Genomic DNA, 13955 nt, shown 5'->3' with positions numbered 1-13955 from the left:
GCCGCCATTACCGGTCAGGTGCCACGCGGCTTGGCCCGATGGGTGGCCGTCGCCGTCCACGGGTCATCCGGCCATGGATGGCGCGGGTAACGGCCCTTCATTTCCTTCTTCACCTCGGCGTAGGTGTTTTCCCAGAAGTTGCGCAGGTCCTGGGTGACCTGCAGTGGGCGGCCACCGGGCGAGAGCAGGTGCAGGGTCAGCGGCACGCGGCCGTCGGCGATGCGCGGCGTGTCGGCCAGGCCGAACAGTTCCTGCAGTTTCACCGCCAGCACCGGCGGCAGCGGTTCGCCGCTCTCGCTGTCCAGCGCGTAGGTGATCGGCCGCTCCAGCCCGGAGGGTACGGTGATGCGGGTCGGTGCATGACGCTCGACCAGCTGACGCTGTGACCATTCCAGGGGCGACTTCAGCGCTTCGCCGAAGCTGGACTCGTCCAGCGCATCCAGGCGGCTCTTGCCGGCGAACGCAGGCTGCAGCCATTGCGCACGCGTGGCCAGCAGGGCGTCGTCGCTGCAGTCGGGCAGGCCGAGTTCGGGCATCCAGCGCCGCAGCGACTCCACGCGTGCCTGCCATTGGCGCAGGCCTTCGGTCCACGGCAGCGCCTGCAGGCCGAGTTCGGCCACCGCGTCGGTCAGCGCCTGTGCGGCGTGCTGCGGATCGACCCGGCCTGCCGAGCGGCTGTCCAGCACGATGCGGTCGAAACGGGTCTCGCGCAGTGCCACCAGGGCGCGACGCTCGCTGTCCCAGCGCACTACGTCCTCGGTCACGAAGCGCTCCGGCCAGGCCTTGCGCAGCTGGCCTTCGTCCACCGGTGCGGCACGCAGCAGCAGCGCGTCGCGTGCCTCGAAGCGCAGTTCACTGGCTACCAGCCACGGCTCGCCACGCAGGTCGCTCAGATCGTGCAGGCGTGCGCTGCGACCGTTGGCCAGCAGGTAGCGCAGTGGGTCGCTGGGGTGCTGGACACCGATGCGGTCCGGGAACGCGTGCGCGAGCAGGTCGCCCATTTCGTGCGCCTCGATGCTGGCCGGTGGTGCGGCCTCGCAGCGCAGGCGGCGACGCCACTGCTTGGCGGCGGCATCGATCGCGGCCAGGCCGCTGCGGTTGGCGTCGCCCGGTGCGCGGCCATTGCGGAACGCCGCCAGCGCACGCCAACGCGCGGCCAGCGCATCACCGCCCTGGCGCAACGGATCGCGCGCCTCCAGCAGGGCGGCCAGATCGGCGGCCAGCGCCTGTGCGCGGGCATCGGGCGCGGCCAGCAGCATCGCCGCCATCCGCGGATGCGTGCCCAGCGCCAGCACACGGCGGCCAAGTGCGGTGATCGCACCGCTGCTGGACAGCGCGCCGAGCCGCTGCAGCAGTTCGCGGGCGGCACCCATCGGGCCGGCCGGTGGCGGATCGAGGAAGCGCAGGTCGCTGCTGCCCCAGGCGGCCAGTTCCAGCGCCAGTCCGGCCAGCTCGACCTGATCGATTTCGGCGCGGCGCTGCGGCTCCAGCCGCTGCGACTGCGGCCACAGCCGCCACGCCACGCCTTCGGCCACGCGACCGGCGCGACCGGCGCGCTGGTCGGCCGATGCCTGCGCGATGGCCACCACGTCCAGCCGGGTGAAGCCGCTGTTGGGGTCGTAGCGCGGCTCGCGTGCCTGGCCGCTGTCGATCACCACGCGCACGCCCGGCAGCGTCACCGAGGACTCGGCCACGTTGGTGGCCAGCACCACGCGCCGACGACCATCACTGGCCGCTTGCAGGACCCGCGCCTGCTGCTCCACCGGCAGTTCACCGTGCAGGGCCAGCACTTCAACACCCGCATCCAGCGATTCCTGCAGCCCGGCCTGCACCCGCGCGATCTCGCGCTGGCCGGGCAGGAATACCAGCAGGTCACCCGGGTGCTCGGCCAATGCCTGCTGCACCGCGCGGCGCACCTGCAGTTCCAGCGCCTCATCGCGGCGCGCCGGGAAATGGCTGATCGCCACCGGGTAGCTGCGGCCTTCGCTGCTCAGCCGCGGTGCATCGAGGAAACGGGCCAGGCGCTCACCATCCAGCGTCGCCGACATCACCACCAGGCGCAGGTCATCGCGCAGCTGTGCCTGCACGTCCAACGCCAGCGCCAGGCCCAGATCGCCACTGAGGTGGCGTTCGTGGAATTCGTCGAACAGGATCGCACCGACCTCTTCCAGCATCGGGTCGTCCTGCAGCATGCGGGTCAGGATGCCTTCGGTAACCACCTCGATGCGGGTGCGCGACGAGACCTTGTTCTCGAAGCGGATGCGGTAGCCGACGGTGCCGCCCACCTCTTCGCCCAGCTGCCGCGCCATGAACAGCGCGGCGCTGCGTGCGGCGACCCGGCGCGGTTCCAGCAGGATGATCTTCCGCCCCTGCAGCCACGGTGCATCGAGCAGCGCCAGCGGCACCTGGGTGGTCTTGCCGGCGCCGGGCGGTGCCTCCAGCACCAGTCGTGGCTGCGCGGCGAGGTGCTGCTGGATCTGCGGCAGCAGCGGGGAAATCGGGAAGAGCGGGGCGTTCATGTGCAAAGGATAAAGGGCCATGGCAGCCGCAGGTACAATGCGCGGGCACTTTTCCCCCGCGATGACCATGCACCTGATCGATATCGGCGCCAACCTGACCCACGACTCCTTCGACCGCGACCGCGATGCCGTGCTGGACCGCGCGCGCCAGGCCGGCGTGGTGCAGATGGTCATTACCGGCGCCAGCCGCGAGCACTCGCCGCTGGCCGTGCAGCTGGCGCAGCAGCATCCTGGTTTCCTGTATGCGACCGCCGGCGTGCACCCGCACCATGCGGTGGAATACACCGAGGAATGCGACGCCGAGATGCGCGCGCTGCATGCCCACCCGGAAGTGGTGGCGGTGGGCGAGTGCGGGCTGGACTACTTCCGTGACTTCTCGCCGCGCCCGGCCCAGCACCGCGCGTTCGAGCGCCAGCTGCAGCTGGCCGCAGACAATGGCAAGCCGCTGTTCCTGCACCAGCGCGACGCGCATGCCGATTTCATGGCACAGATGAAGAACTTCGAGGGCCGCATCGGCCCGGCAGTGGTGCATTGCTTCACCGGTGAGCGCGACGAGCTGTTCGACTACCTGGACCAGGACTGGTACATCGGCATCACCGGCTGGCTGTGCGACGAACGCCGTGGCGCGCACCTGCGCGAGCTGGTGAAGAACATTCCGGCCAACCGCCTGATGATCGAGACCGACGCACCGTACCTGCTGCCGCGCACGCTGAAGCCGATGCCGAAGGACCGCCGCAACGAACCGATGTTCCTCTCGCATATCGTGGAAGAGCTGGCGTGCGACCGTGGCGAAGACGTGGTGGTGACCGCCGCGAATGCAACTGCCGCGACGCGTGCGTTCTTCCGCCTGCCGGACGCGGGTTGATCAGGTAGTGCCGGCCGCTGGCCGGCAGCAGCATGAACGCCGCAAACATCGCGCGGTTGCCGGCCAGCGGCCGGCACTACCGGAGCAGGTCGCGCAGGCCCTCACGGTAGCTGGGGAAGCGCGGCTCCCAGCCCAGCGCCTCGCGCGTACCGGTGCTGTCGATGCGCTTGTTGCTCTCGTAGAAGCGCCGCAGTGTCGGGCTCAGCGCGGGATCGTCCCAGGGCATGGCAGGTGGCATCGAAAACCCGCCCAGCTGCGCGGCGAAGGCCAGTACCTGCTGCGGCGGTGCCGGCTCGTCGTCGGCCGGCAGATACAGCCCATCCACACACGGCCGCTGCATCGATGCGGTAACGACCGTTGCCAGGTCATCCACGTGCAGTCGGTTGAACACCAGCCCAGGACGCACTACGTGGCGTGCGCGGCCCTGTGACAGCTGCAGCAGCGCATTGCGTCCCGGCCCGTACAGGCCGGGCAGGCGGAACACCGCCGAGGCGATAGCGCGCTGCTCCGCCAGCGCACGCCACTGGTCCTCGGCGCGTCTGCGTTGCATGCCGGTCGTTTCAGTGGCATCGGCCACGCTGGTTTCGTTGATCCAGCCGCCGGCCCGATCGGCATAGACCGACGTGGATGACAGATAGCCCACCCAGCGAAGTGCCGGACTTTCCTGCAGTTCCGGCAGCAGCAGACTCAGCGCCGGGTCACCCTCGGCGTCGGGCGGCACGCTGCACAGCACGGCCTCGGCCTGCGCGATCTCATCGAGCAGGGCGGGGGAAGGTGGCGTGTCAGCTCGCAGCTGATGGCGCGGTAGGCCATCGTGCGGTGCCGACGCCGGGTCGCGCACCGTGCCGGCCACGTGTATGCCCAACGCCCGCAGATGCGTAGCCAGCACGCACCCGCTCCAGCCCATGCCGAGGATCAACACCCGCGCCGGCACCGCGTTGGTCTGCAACGCGGCGCTCACGCGCTGCGCAGCGCCTGGTAGGCCTGCAGGCTGCTGTAGGCGACCTGCAGCAGCAGAGCTTCCTGGTCGGCCTTGCGCGCGCGCGCAAGCATGTCGCCGACGATCTGTTCTGCCTCCACCTGCTGGCCGGCTTCCAGATCGCGCAGCATCGAAGCCTTCAGTGCCGAGCCGGCCTGGGTGAGGGTGCCGCGTGCGGTGTCCTGCGCAGCATCGGGAATCGGCTCACCGGCAGCTTCGGCCACGGCCAGGCATTCGTCGTACAGGCCACGCACGATCGCCTCGCCATCATCGGTGGCGACGATGCTGCCGATATCCGCGCGCAGCAGGCAGGTCGCGGCGGCCAGCGCGGTCAGGAAGGTGTACTTGATCCACTGTTCCTGGCCAATGTGCTCGCTGGCCAGGTGATCGAGGTTGGCCTGCGCGCAGGCGGCGGCGAAGGCACGCACGCGTTCGGAGATGGCACCGCCGTCGCGCTCGCCGAAGGTGAGCTTGGCCGGCTTGCCCAGGTGCAGCACGGCGCCGTCGGGGGCCTTGGTGGCGCTGATGAAGCATAGGCCACCGAGCACAGCGTCGCGGCCGAAGCGCAGGTCCAGCGCGTTGTAGTGATGCAGGCCGTTGAGGATCGGCAGCACGGTGGTGTTCGCGCCCACGGCCGGAGCGATGGCATCGATCGAGCTGTCCAGGTCGTAGGCCTTGCAGCTGAGGATGACCAGGTCGAACGGCTTCTGTGCGGCAAGCGCGGGCAGGGCGTCGGCGGTGACGTGCTGCACCGGGAAGCTGGCATCGCCGAGCGGACTGCGGATGACCAAGCCGTCGCGGTCCAGCTGGGCGGCGCGTGCGGGGCGCACCAGGAAGGTCACGTCCACGCCAGCCTGAGCCAGGCGACCACCGAAGTAACCGCCGGTACCGCCGGCGCCGAGGATCAGGATGCGCATTGCACGTTCACCGTTTTCTGGGGAATCAGGAGTGCGATTGTGCCGGAGATTGCGGCCAACGGCGGAGCCCCTCGTGGTGGTTCGCGCAGTTGGTTTCATGAGCTGGGCCGTGTGTGCTGGGTTCGCGGGGGACGCCGTGAACCCGTCCATGGGGGCTTAGCCGCGCCATCCATGGCGCGGATACCCCCGCGAATCCAGCGCACACGACCCCTGACAGTTTCCGGGCGCGGCCACCACGGAAAGCAGATCAAGAGCGGAAGCGGGTCGCTCGCTGCGCGAGCTCGTGTAGAGCGGTGCTCAGGGTAGTTGTTCGCTGAAGTCTTCGGTGTAGCCCAATAGCAGTGTGGTGCGGGTGGCCAGCGTTGCAGCCAGTTGTGCCCAGGTGTCGTGCGTTCCGGCCGCGTAGATGCGCTGCAGGTCCGCGGCCAACGCGCTCGCCTCTGCAGGCGACGGTGCGCTGTCGCGCTGGAAGCCGAGCCACGATGCGCCGAGTCCGAACAGACGGTAGTCGTAGCGCTCCTGCAGATGCCGGATCAGGGCGTGGTTCTGGAAGATGTCCCAGTCCGCGCTGAAGTAGCCGTTGGGCAGGGCGGCGATCAGCAGGTCGTCACTGGCTACGGGCACCTGCTGCACGCAGACCGCGTCATCGATGATGAGATCAGGTGTCGCATTGGCAGCGACCAGCGCCTCGATGTCCTCGTCGCTGCACATCAACGTACCCGCCAACGCGGTCCACTGCAGCCGATGCGTGGAATGCTCAAGCTGCGCGACGACGTGCGCCAGCAACCGCTCGCGTGCCGCCAACGCATCTTCCGGCGTCGCCGGGTCTTCATCCTCGTACAGCGCGATGCGCTCGTCGTCGGACGCGTGCATGCTGGTGTAGCGGCACTGGCCGACATCGTCGAGCGTGCACAGATAACGATGAAGGGGATCAGCCGTCTGCAGCGAGGCCAGGCAACCCAGCACCTCATCCAGCATGGGCGAATCGCTCAGCAGGACATGGCTGAAGGCATCGATCGGACCATCCGACACGGCCTTGTCCAACGCAATGGAAGTGATCTTCATCTCTACAGCCTAGCCGTAATCCGAAACGAAAAGAGCCAAGCATCGGCCTTACCGTGAACGCTCCATCCACGCATGGCGTGGATCCATCGTGTCGACCAAGGTCGACACCTACCAACAGCGACCGGAAACTGTCAGGGGTGGGGCGGTGTGGGGGTGCAGGACCGTTGGCGCCATGGATGGCGCCATCGAGCCCCCACGGACGGGTTTACGGCGTGTCCTGCACCCCCACACCGCCCCGCCCAACTCGTGATGCTTCCGCCTCGGCTGTTGCTGTTGCCGGCCAGCGGCCGGCACTACCACTGCAGGTGCAGGGCCGCAGGCCCTGCAGGCACCCCTCAGCTACGCATGCCCACGCCACGGCGCAGCAACCACAGCGCCAGCGCCGTCAGCACCACCACGAATCCGATCATCAGCCCGTAGGCCACCGGCAGCGGCACATCGCTGCTGCCCAGCAGGCCATAGCGGAATGCATTGACCATGTAGAAGATCGGATTCGCGTGCGTGGCGGCCTCGGCCCAGCCCGGCAGCAGCTTCACCGAATAGAACACGCCACCCAGGTAGGTCAGCGGGGTCAGGATGAAGGTCGGCACGATCGCCACGTCATCGAATTTCTTCGCATACACCGCATTGATGAAACCGGCCAGCGAGAAGATCGTCGCACCCAGGATCACCGTGGTCAGCATCACCAGCGGGTGCGGAATGCGCACCGGGGTGAAGAACATCGCGATGATCAGCACGATCACGCCCACCATCAGGCCGCGCAGCACCGCACCGGCCACGTAGCCCCACAGGATCACCCAGTTCGGCATCGGGCTGACCAGCAGCTCTTCCACGTGGCGGCCGAACTTGGCGCCGAAGAACGAGGAGCTGATGTTGCCGTAGCTGTTCTGGATCACGCTCATCATCACCAGGCCCGGCACGATGAACTGCATGTAGGTGTAGCCGCCCATGTCCCCCACGCGCGACCCGATCAGGTTGCCGAAGATCAGGAAGTACAGGGTCATGGTGATCGCCGGCGGCACCAGGGTCTGGCCCCAGATGCGCATGATGCGGGCGACTTCGCGGCGCACGATGGTCATCAGTGCGACGCGGTTGCGCTGGCCGTCGGTCAGCTCGGTGGTGCTCATGCAGGCTTCTCCAGGTTGCCGGTGAGGCGCACGAACAGCTCCTCCAGGCGGTTGCTCTTGGTACGCATCGAACGCACACGGATACCGGACTCGTTGAGCGTGGCAAACACGCGGTTGAGGTCCATTGCGCGCGGCATGTCGATGTCCAGCGTGTGTGGGTCCGGTGCGGTCAGCGTCGCGCCCTCGATCACCGGCAGCTGCGCCGGCAGGTCACCGTCGATGTCCAGCAGGAAGCCTTCCACGTCCAGCTTGGCCAGCAGGGTGCGCATCGGCCCCTGCTCGACGATCTGGCCATGATTGATGATCGCCAGGTGGCGGCACAGGTACTCGGCTTCTTCCAGGTAGTGCGTGGTGAGGATGATCGTGGTGCCGGCGGCGTTGATCTCCTTCAGCACGCGCCACATGTCGCGGCGGATCTCGATGTCCACGCCGGCGGTCGGCTCGTCCAGGATCAGCAGGCGCGGGCGGGTCATCATCGCGCGGGCGATCATCAGCCGGCGCTTCATGCCACCGGACAGCGTACGGCTCATCACCTGTGCCTTTTCCCACAGGTGGGCGCGCTTGAGTTCCTCTTCGGCACGCTGCTCGGCTTCCTCGCGCGGCACGCCATAGAAACCGGCGTAGTTCACCAGGATGTCGAAGGGCTTTTCGAACAGGTTGAAGTTGATTTCCTGCGGCACCAGCCCGATCAGGCGCATGGTGGCGCTGCGGTTGCGCACCAGGTCGCTGCCGAATACTTCCACCTGGCCCTCGCTGAGGTTGACCAGGGAGCTGATGATGCCGATCAGGGTGGACTTGCCGGCACCGTTGGGGCCGAGCAGGGCGAAGAAGTCGCCCGGGGCCACTTCCAGGGAAACCCCCTTCAGGGCCTGGGTGCCGTTGTCATAGGTCTTGCGCAGGTCGCGCACGCGCAGGGCGGGCGCCGTATCGTTCTGGGATGCCAAGCTCGAAGCCTTCGCGCCCATGGGCTGGCGCTGGAGAGGGGCGGGGAGGGGCTATTATAGAAGACCCCGAGGGCTTGCCCCGGCTACACACTGTCCCGAAAAGTCGTGCCTGTTCAATTCCCCCTCAAGCTGGTCGGCTGCCGCATGCTGGCCCCGACCGTCGGCCACTACCAGTTCGTGCGTGACGATGGACAGCCGCTGGATTTCCAGCCCGGCCAGTTCATCCAGGTCCATTTCAGCTACGCCGACGGCACCGAAACCAAGCGCAGCTACTCGCTGGCGACCATCCACGACCACGCGCTGGGCCCGGGCGAGGCGGTGGATATCGCGGTCAGTTTCGTCCCCGGCGGCGCCGCCACGGCCCTGTTCGAGGCGCTGGAGCAGGGCGGCCAGATCAGTGCGTCCGGCCCCTATGGCCGGTTCTGCCTGAATCCCGGTGATCACAACGCCCGCTACCTGCTGATCGCCACCGGTACTGGCGTTACCCCGTACCGCTCGATGCTGCCGCTGCTGGAAACGGCCATGGCCGAGCGCGGCGTGCAGATCGTGCTGCTGCAGGGCGCGCGCAGCCCGGGTGAGCTGCTGTACAGCGAAGATTTCTACAGCTTCGCCGAAAAACACCCGAACTTCCGCTATGTTCCATGCCTGTCGCGCGAACTGCCGGCTGATCCGCACCCGGACGTGCAGCACGGCTACGTCCAGCAGGCGCTGGCCGGCTTCACCCCGGACCCGGCCACCGACATCGCCTACCTGTGCGGCAACCCGGACATGGTCGATGCCTGTGCCGAACTGCTGAAGGCCGCTGGCCTGGGCAACCCGCAGATCCGCCGCGAGAAGTACGTCAGCAGCAAGTAAGTCAGGGTAGTGCCGGCCGCTGGCCGGCAACCCCATGAAACGGAGGCGGCATCACGCCGCCCCCGGTGTCCTGCCTCAGTACGCGATCCAGGCGTCGCGCCACGCATAGCCGGTGCCCGGACGATAGGCATCGGCATTGATGTTGCACCAGGCGCCTTCCGGGAACGGGCGGCAGGCATACAGCTTGCCGTCAGTGCCCTTCACCACGGTCTCGCCCGGCTTGTAGTTGCCGAGGCCGGCCGGGTACACGAAGTCGAAGTCGCCGCCCGGCGGGTCGACCGGATCGATCGGGCCCGGCCCCGGCACCTGGGTTTCCAGCTGGAAGCGGTTGCCCGGCTTCAGGTACACGCGGTTGTCGGTGGCCGAGGCGACCGGCGTGATCACGCCGTTCTTCATCACGCCCACGCGCGCATGCTGTGCACTGGCATTGACCTTGCGGGCCAGGGCCAGCGGCCACTGAGTCGGGCTGGTCTGGCCAGCGGCCAGCTTGGTTTCCACGCGCTCCAGATCGTTGCCGTTGGCATTGAACACACGCAGGGTCACGGTGCTGTCCACGTCCAGTGCGCCATTGGCGGTCACCGCGCCGGCATCCTGCCACTGCGGCGGCGGAACCACGCCACCGCCACCTTCGAAGCGCACGTCCATGCAGGTGTAGAAGGCTTCCTGCGAATCCGAGCGCTGCCAGGTGTTGTAGATGATGTGCTGGCCACTGCGCTTGGGCAGCGGGCAGTCCAGCTTGTAGACACCGCCTTCGGACAGCGGCACGTTGCCCAGGGTGCAGAATTCCTGCAGGTCGGCCCAGCGCAGCGGGCTGCCCGGCTGCCAACCGTCACGGGTGACGTAGAACTTCCACTCGCGGGTGGCGTGCGGCGCCGGCGCCAGGAATTCGAAGGTGTAGCGGCCACGCGAATCGGCGCGCACCGGCGTGGTCGGCCAGTCGCTGCGATTCAGATCGAGGCCGCGGTACTTGGGGATGCTGGCGCTGCACAGCTCGCCATCGCGCACCAGGTCGCGGTGGTTGCCATTGGCGTTGCCGTGGGCGATCGCGCTCCAGTCATAGAACGGCTGCGCGCCGCCGATGGCCTTGGCCGCGGCACAGGCCGGGTTGGTCGGGTTTTCCGGATTGCCTTCGTGGCACTGCTTCACGCGGCTGAGCGGCTTGGACATGGTGCCGTGGGCGAGGGCGCTGCCGGACAGGGCCAGGCCGGCAACGACGGACAGAGCGAGGACTGCCCGGTGGGACAGATGCATGCAGGAACTCCTTTGCGAAGTGTGGGAAACCTCGCGCAGTCTTCACATGCAGGGCCGTCGGCAACATCGGACAAGTTTGAAATCGATGGCGGCTGTGTTCGATCTGCAACACGGTGCTCACTGTGCCGCCATCCGGGCGAAAGGCGGTGCACTGTGCACCGCCTCCCGCATCACTGCCTCAGTACGCGATCCACGCATCGCGCCATGCTGCACCCACGCCCGGCCGGTAGGCTTCGGCGTTGACGTTGCACCATGCACCTTCCGGGAACGGGCGGCAGGCATAAAGCTTGCCGTCGCCGCCCTTCACCACGGTCTGGCCCGGCACGTAGCTGCCGATTCCAGCGGGATACACGTGGTCGAAATCACCGCCCGGTGATGGCGTGCCGGGGTCGGGCACCTGGGTATCGAGCTGGAAGCGGTTGCCATCCTTCAGGTACACGCGGTTGGCGGTGGCCGAGGCCGTCGGTGTGATCACGCCATTGCTGAGCACGCCCACGCGTGCGTGCTGGGCGCTGGTATTGACCTTGCGGGCCAGCGCCAACGGCCACTGCGCGGCCGCAGTCTGGCCACTGGCCAGGGTCGCTTCCACGCGTTCGACATCATTGCCGTTGGCGTTGAACACGCGCAACGCCAGGGTGGTGCCGACCGGCAGCTCGCCGCGCGCGGTGACCGGGCCGGCATCCTGCCACTGCGCTGCGGGCGGGGTGCTGCCACCGCCTCCTTCAAAGCGCACGTCCATGCAGGTGTAGAACGCTTCGGTCGAATCCGAGCGCTGCCAGGTGTTGTAGATCACATGCTGGCCGCTGCGCTGTGGCAGCGTGCACTGCAGCTTGTAGGTGCCATCGGCCGACAGCGGCGTGTTGCCCAGCGTGCAGAACTCCTGCAGATCGGCCCAGCGCAGCGGGCTGCCCGGTTGCCAGCCGTCGCGGGTGACGAAGAAGCGCCAGTCACGCGTGGCGTGCGGCGCGGTTGCCTTGAACACGAAGGTGAACTTGCCGTTGGCATCTGGCTGGATCGGCGTGGTCTGCCAGTCGCTGCGGTTTACATCCAGCCCGCGGAAGGTCGGGTTGTTGCCGCTGCACAGCTTGCCGTCGGGCACCACGGCCTGGTGGTTGCCGTTGGCATTGGCCTGGTTGATGCCGTTCCAGTCGTAGAACGCCTGCGAACCGCCCACCGCTTTCGCGGCGGCGCAGGCCGGGTTGGTCGGGTTCTCCGGATTGCCCTGGAAGCAGGCATAGACGCGGCTGACCGGCGTGGTCATGGTGCCGTGGGCGAATGCGTTGCCGGCCAGGCACAGGCCCGCAGCGGCGAACGAGGTGGCCAGCAATAGCGGTGTGCATCGGAATGACATGGCGCTTCCTTGTGGTCGTCGAAAGAGAACGGTGACCGCAGGAGCTGCGCTGCACGGCGGACTTTCGGCGGCACCACAGCGAGTATCGAGTCGCGATGCAGACTGAGGAACCACGGAAGCGCCGATCCGTGACTGGGGGTGTGAAGCCCTTCCCGCAGGCTTCACGTGGGGCTGAACGGATGCGTTGGCGGTCACGGGATCGGCGTGGCATCGATCACGTCGTGGAGATCCTGCTACGTCGGCGCCATACCCACTCGATCTGCCTGGCACGAGAAGCAGCCGTGGGCCGCGTTGTGCAGCTGCACGAAGGCCACGGCAGGGTCGGCAAACAGCGCGTCCAGCCGGGCGGCAACATCAGTGCCCGCGCTGATCTCTGCGGCCAGCATCAATGCAGCCTGGTCATAGGCGCGCAACGAGATCGTACGGCGCTGTACATAGGCGGGTACCTCGCCCGGCGGCAGCACGCAGCGCGTTACGCCACGCTGCACGAAGATCGGGCCCGAGGCGTGATAGGGCGAGTGCAGCGGCAGGTGCACATGGGACAACAGCAGCAGCTCGCTGCCGCTGGGCGGATCGCTCAGGCCGATCCTGCAGGGGTGTCCTCCTGTTTCGCCGGCCCAGCGACGCTGGATGCCGAGCGCAGCCAGCGCGGTGTCACTCTTCTCGAACAGGTGCTGGAAGGGGCGGTGGTCGAGGCCACCGAGGTACCACGCATGCATGGGCGTCTCCTTGGTTTTCCCCGGATTCTGCGCACGCACCGGCCGTCATGCTCGCCGTTTTCAGACCCGGCATCGCCATCGGGCCAGGCAGTGCCACGGGGATCGCACCGCAAGGCGCTAAGATGCGCGCGCCGCCCCGGCCGATGAGCGCCGCATGTCCCTGGATTTCCCCACCATCACCGTGCTTGGCTTCCTGCTCTGCATCGGCATTGCGGTGGGGTTCTCATTGCTGCTGGTGGTGCTGCGCGGGCAACCGGTGCTGCGCCTGTGGACCGCCAGCCTGTGGCTGCTGACCCTGGGCGTGACCCTGCTGGCGCTGCGCCCCTACCTGCCGTTGGCGCCGGCCATACTGGCCGGGAATGCGGCGATGGCCGGTTGCGCGGTGCTGATGCTGCGCGGCGTGGCGCTGCATCTGGAACAGCCGCTGCCGCTGTGGCGGCCGTTGTTGATGGCAGCCGCGTTCATGGCCTGCATCTTCGCCTTCCTGGTGCTCTGGCCGGACCTGGGCGTGCGCCTGCAGGTGTTCAGTGTGTTCACGCTGCTGGTCGATGGCTGGATCGCATGGCTGCTGCTGCGGCATGCCCCCGTGCAGCAGCGCACCAGCTGCCGTCTGGCGGCGGCGGTGTTCCTGGCCGAGGCGGCACTGTACGCGGTGCGCCTGTTCCTGCCGGTGGCGCCCGATGCCGGTGAGGACATCATGCGCACCGGCACGCCGATGTTCGTCACCTACATTGCCGGGGTGATGCTGGAGCTGGCGCGATGTTTCGCGATGGTGCTGCTGCTGGTCGAGCGCATGCTGGTCGATCTGCGGCGTGCGGCACGCACCGATGGCCTGACCGGGCTGCTCAACCGCAGCGCGGTGCTGGCCGATGGCCAGGCGCAGTTGCAGCGGCTGCGTCGGCAGGGCCGGCCGCTGGCCCTGTTGCTGGTCGACGTCGATCACTTCAAGCAGATCAACGACCGCTGGGGCCACCTGGCCGGTGACCAGGTACTGCGTCACTTCGCTGCGCTGCTGCAGCATGGTTTGCAGGGCCACGACACGCTGCTGGGCCGCTACGGTGGCGAGGAGTTCGTGCTGGTGCTGGCCGGCAGCACACAGGGTGAAGCGATGGCGTGGGCCGCCGCGATCCGTACCGCTCTGCAGCAGAAGCCGGCGCGGCTGGGCACCGGGCCGGTGACGGTCACCGCCAGCATCGGCCTGGCCATGGACGACGGCCATGGCGACCTGTCCACGCTGCTGGCAGCGGCGGATGCGGCGCTGTACCGGGCCAAGGCCGCAGGCCGCGACCGCCTGGCCTGCGCCACGCCGGCGGAGATTTCGCGTCTGCCCATCGCCGACGACGCCGTGCCCGTGTAAGTTGAG

At 67.8% G+C, this 13955-nt stretch carries 12 protein-coding genes; 3 read left to right on the top strand and 9 right to left on the bottom strand.

Annotation, left to right across the window (positions count from 1 at the left end; translation table 11 throughout):
- Nucleotides 1–14 precede the first annotated feature (14 nt).
- Nucleotides 15–2519 (bottom strand): ATP-dependent helicase HrpB, encoded by a 2505-nt coding sequence (gene hrpB, locus ACX9OT_RS13450; RefSeq protein ID WP_277778843.1) that lies wholly within the window; start codon nt 2517–2519, stop codon nt 15–17.
- Between the two features lie 67 nt (nt 2520–2586).
- Here hrpB and ACX9OT_RS13445 point away from each other — a divergent pair, with 67 nt between their 5' ends.
- Nucleotides 2587–3384: a TatD family hydrolase gene (locus tag ACX9OT_RS13445; protein WP_277778846.1), complete on the top strand. Its 798-nt coding sequence runs from the start codon at nt 2587–2589 to the stop codon at nt 3382–3384.
- Between the two features lie 76 nt (nt 3385–3460).
- Here ACX9OT_RS13445 and ACX9OT_RS13440 read toward each other — a convergent pair whose 3' ends face one another.
- The 5 genes from ACX9OT_RS13440 to ACX9OT_RS13420 form a co-directional block, all read right to left on the bottom strand.
- A complete protein-coding gene (locus ACX9OT_RS13440) occupies nt 3461–4291 on the bottom strand; it encodes a Rossmann-fold NAD(P)-binding domain-containing protein (protein WP_277778847.1) in 831 nt (276 codons plus the stop codon).
- Nucleotides 4292–4341: 50 nt separating this feature from the next.
- A complete protein-coding gene (panE, locus tag ACX9OT_RS13435; RefSeq protein ID WP_277778844.1) occupies nt 4342–5280 on the bottom strand; it encodes a 2-dehydropantoate 2-reductase in 939 nt (312 codons plus the stop codon).
- A 297-nt stretch (nt 5281–5577) separates the two neighbouring features.
- Nucleotides 5578–6345, bottom strand: a complete 768-nt coding sequence (locus ACX9OT_RS13430; RefSeq protein WP_277778729.1) for a hypothetical protein — start codon at nt 6343–6345, stop codon at nt 5578–5580.
- A gap of 335 nt (nt 6346–6680) precedes the next feature.
- Entirely contained in the window at nt 6681–7472 is a 792-nt protein-coding gene (locus ACX9OT_RS13425) for an ABC transporter permease (RefSeq protein ID WP_010482250.1), read from the bottom strand.
- Nucleotides 7469–8437: an ABC transporter ATP-binding protein gene (locus ACX9OT_RS13420; protein ID WP_049400895.1), complete on the bottom strand. Its 969-nt coding sequence runs from the start codon at nt 8435–8437 to the stop codon at nt 7469–7471. Before ACX9OT_RS13420 ends, ACX9OT_RS13425 begins: the two co-directional genes overlap by 4 nt.
- Nucleotides 8438–8521: 84 nt before the next feature.
- On the opposite strand from ACX9OT_RS13420, the gene ACX9OT_RS13415 reads away from it, so the two are divergent.
- Nucleotides 8522–9271: a ferredoxin--NADP reductase gene (locus tag ACX9OT_RS13415; RefSeq protein WP_080291795.1), complete on the top strand. Its 750-nt coding sequence runs from the start codon at nt 8522–8524 to the stop codon at nt 9269–9271.
- A gap of 75 nt (nt 9272–9346) precedes the next feature.
- Here ACX9OT_RS13415 and ACX9OT_RS13410 read toward each other — a convergent pair whose 3' ends face one another.
- The 3 genes from ACX9OT_RS13410 to ACX9OT_RS13400 form a co-directional block, all read right to left on the bottom strand.
- Nucleotides 9347–10522, bottom strand: coding sequence for a lytic polysaccharide monooxygenase (locus ACX9OT_RS13410; protein ID WP_277778717.1), 1176 nt, complete (start codon nt 10520–10522; stop codon nt 9347–9349).
- Nucleotides 10523–10700: 178 nt separating this feature from the next.
- Nucleotides 10701–11873 (bottom strand): lytic polysaccharide monooxygenase, encoded by a 1173-nt coding sequence (locus ACX9OT_RS13405; RefSeq protein WP_277778716.1) that lies wholly within the window; start codon nt 11871–11873, stop codon nt 10701–10703.
- A gap of 233 nt (nt 11874–12106) precedes the next feature.
- Nucleotides 12107–12592 carry a DUF1203 domain-containing protein gene (locus ACX9OT_RS13400; RefSeq protein WP_032129137.1) on the bottom strand — a complete coding sequence of 162 codons (486 nt, stop codon included), beginning with the start codon at nt 12590–12592 and terminating at the stop codon, nt 12107–12109.
- 154 nt (nt 12593–12746) lie between these two features.
- On the opposite strand from ACX9OT_RS13400, the gene ACX9OT_RS13395 reads away from it, so the two are divergent.
- Entirely contained in the window at nt 12747–13949 is a 1203-nt protein-coding gene (locus tag ACX9OT_RS13395) for a GGDEF domain-containing protein (protein ID WP_164080910.1), read from the top strand.
- Nucleotides 13950–13955 lie beyond the last annotated feature (6 nt).

Source organism: Stenotrophomonas genospecies 3 (assembly GCF_054473855.1).
The sequence above is the reverse complement of the archived record's forward strand: the minus strand, read 5'-3'. Positions and strand labels throughout refer to the sequence as shown.

Excerpts from the sequence above, each read along its gene's own strand:
- hrpB (WP_277778843.1), bottom strand. The coding sequence starts at position 2,519 with ATGAACGCCCCGCTCTTCCCGATTTCCCCGCTGCTGCCGCAGATCCAG.
- ACX9OT_RS13445 (WP_277778846.1), top strand. The coding sequence starts at position 2,587 with ATGCACCTGATCGATATCGGCGCCAACCTGACCCACGACTCCTTCGAC.
- ACX9OT_RS13440 (WP_277778847.1), bottom strand. The coding sequence starts at position 4,291 with ATGGGCTGGAGCGGGTGCGTGCTGGCTACGCATCTGCGGGCGTTGGGC.
- panE (WP_277778844.1), bottom strand. The coding sequence starts at position 5,280 with ATGCGCATCCTGATCCTCGGCGCCGGCGGTACCGGCGGTTACTTCGGT.
- ACX9OT_RS13430 (WP_277778729.1), bottom strand. The coding sequence starts at position 6,345 with ATGAAGATCACTTCCATTGCGTTGGACAAGGCCGTGTCGGATGGTCCG.
- ACX9OT_RS13425 (WP_010482250.1), bottom strand. The coding sequence starts at position 7,472 with ATGAGCACCACCGAGCTGACCGACGGCCAGCGCAACCGCGTCGCACTG.
- ACX9OT_RS13420 (WP_049400895.1), bottom strand. The coding sequence starts at position 8,437 with ATGGGCGCGAAGGCTTCGAGCTTGGCATCCCAGAACGATACGGCGCCC.
- ACX9OT_RS13410 (WP_277778717.1), bottom strand. The coding sequence starts at position 10,522 with ATGCATCTGTCCCACCGGGCAGTCCTCGCTCTGTCCGTCGTTGCCGGC.
- ACX9OT_RS13405 (WP_277778716.1), bottom strand. The coding sequence starts at position 11,873 with ATGTCATTCCGATGCACACCGCTATTGCTGGCCACCTCGTTCGCCGCT.
- ACX9OT_RS13400 (WP_032129137.1), bottom strand. The coding sequence starts at position 12,592 with ATGCATGCGTGGTACCTCGGTGGCCTCGACCACCGCCCCTTCCAGCAC.
- ACX9OT_RS13395 (WP_164080910.1), top strand. The coding sequence starts at position 12,747 with ATGTCCCTGGATTTCCCCACCATCACCGTGCTTGGCTTCCTGCTCTGC.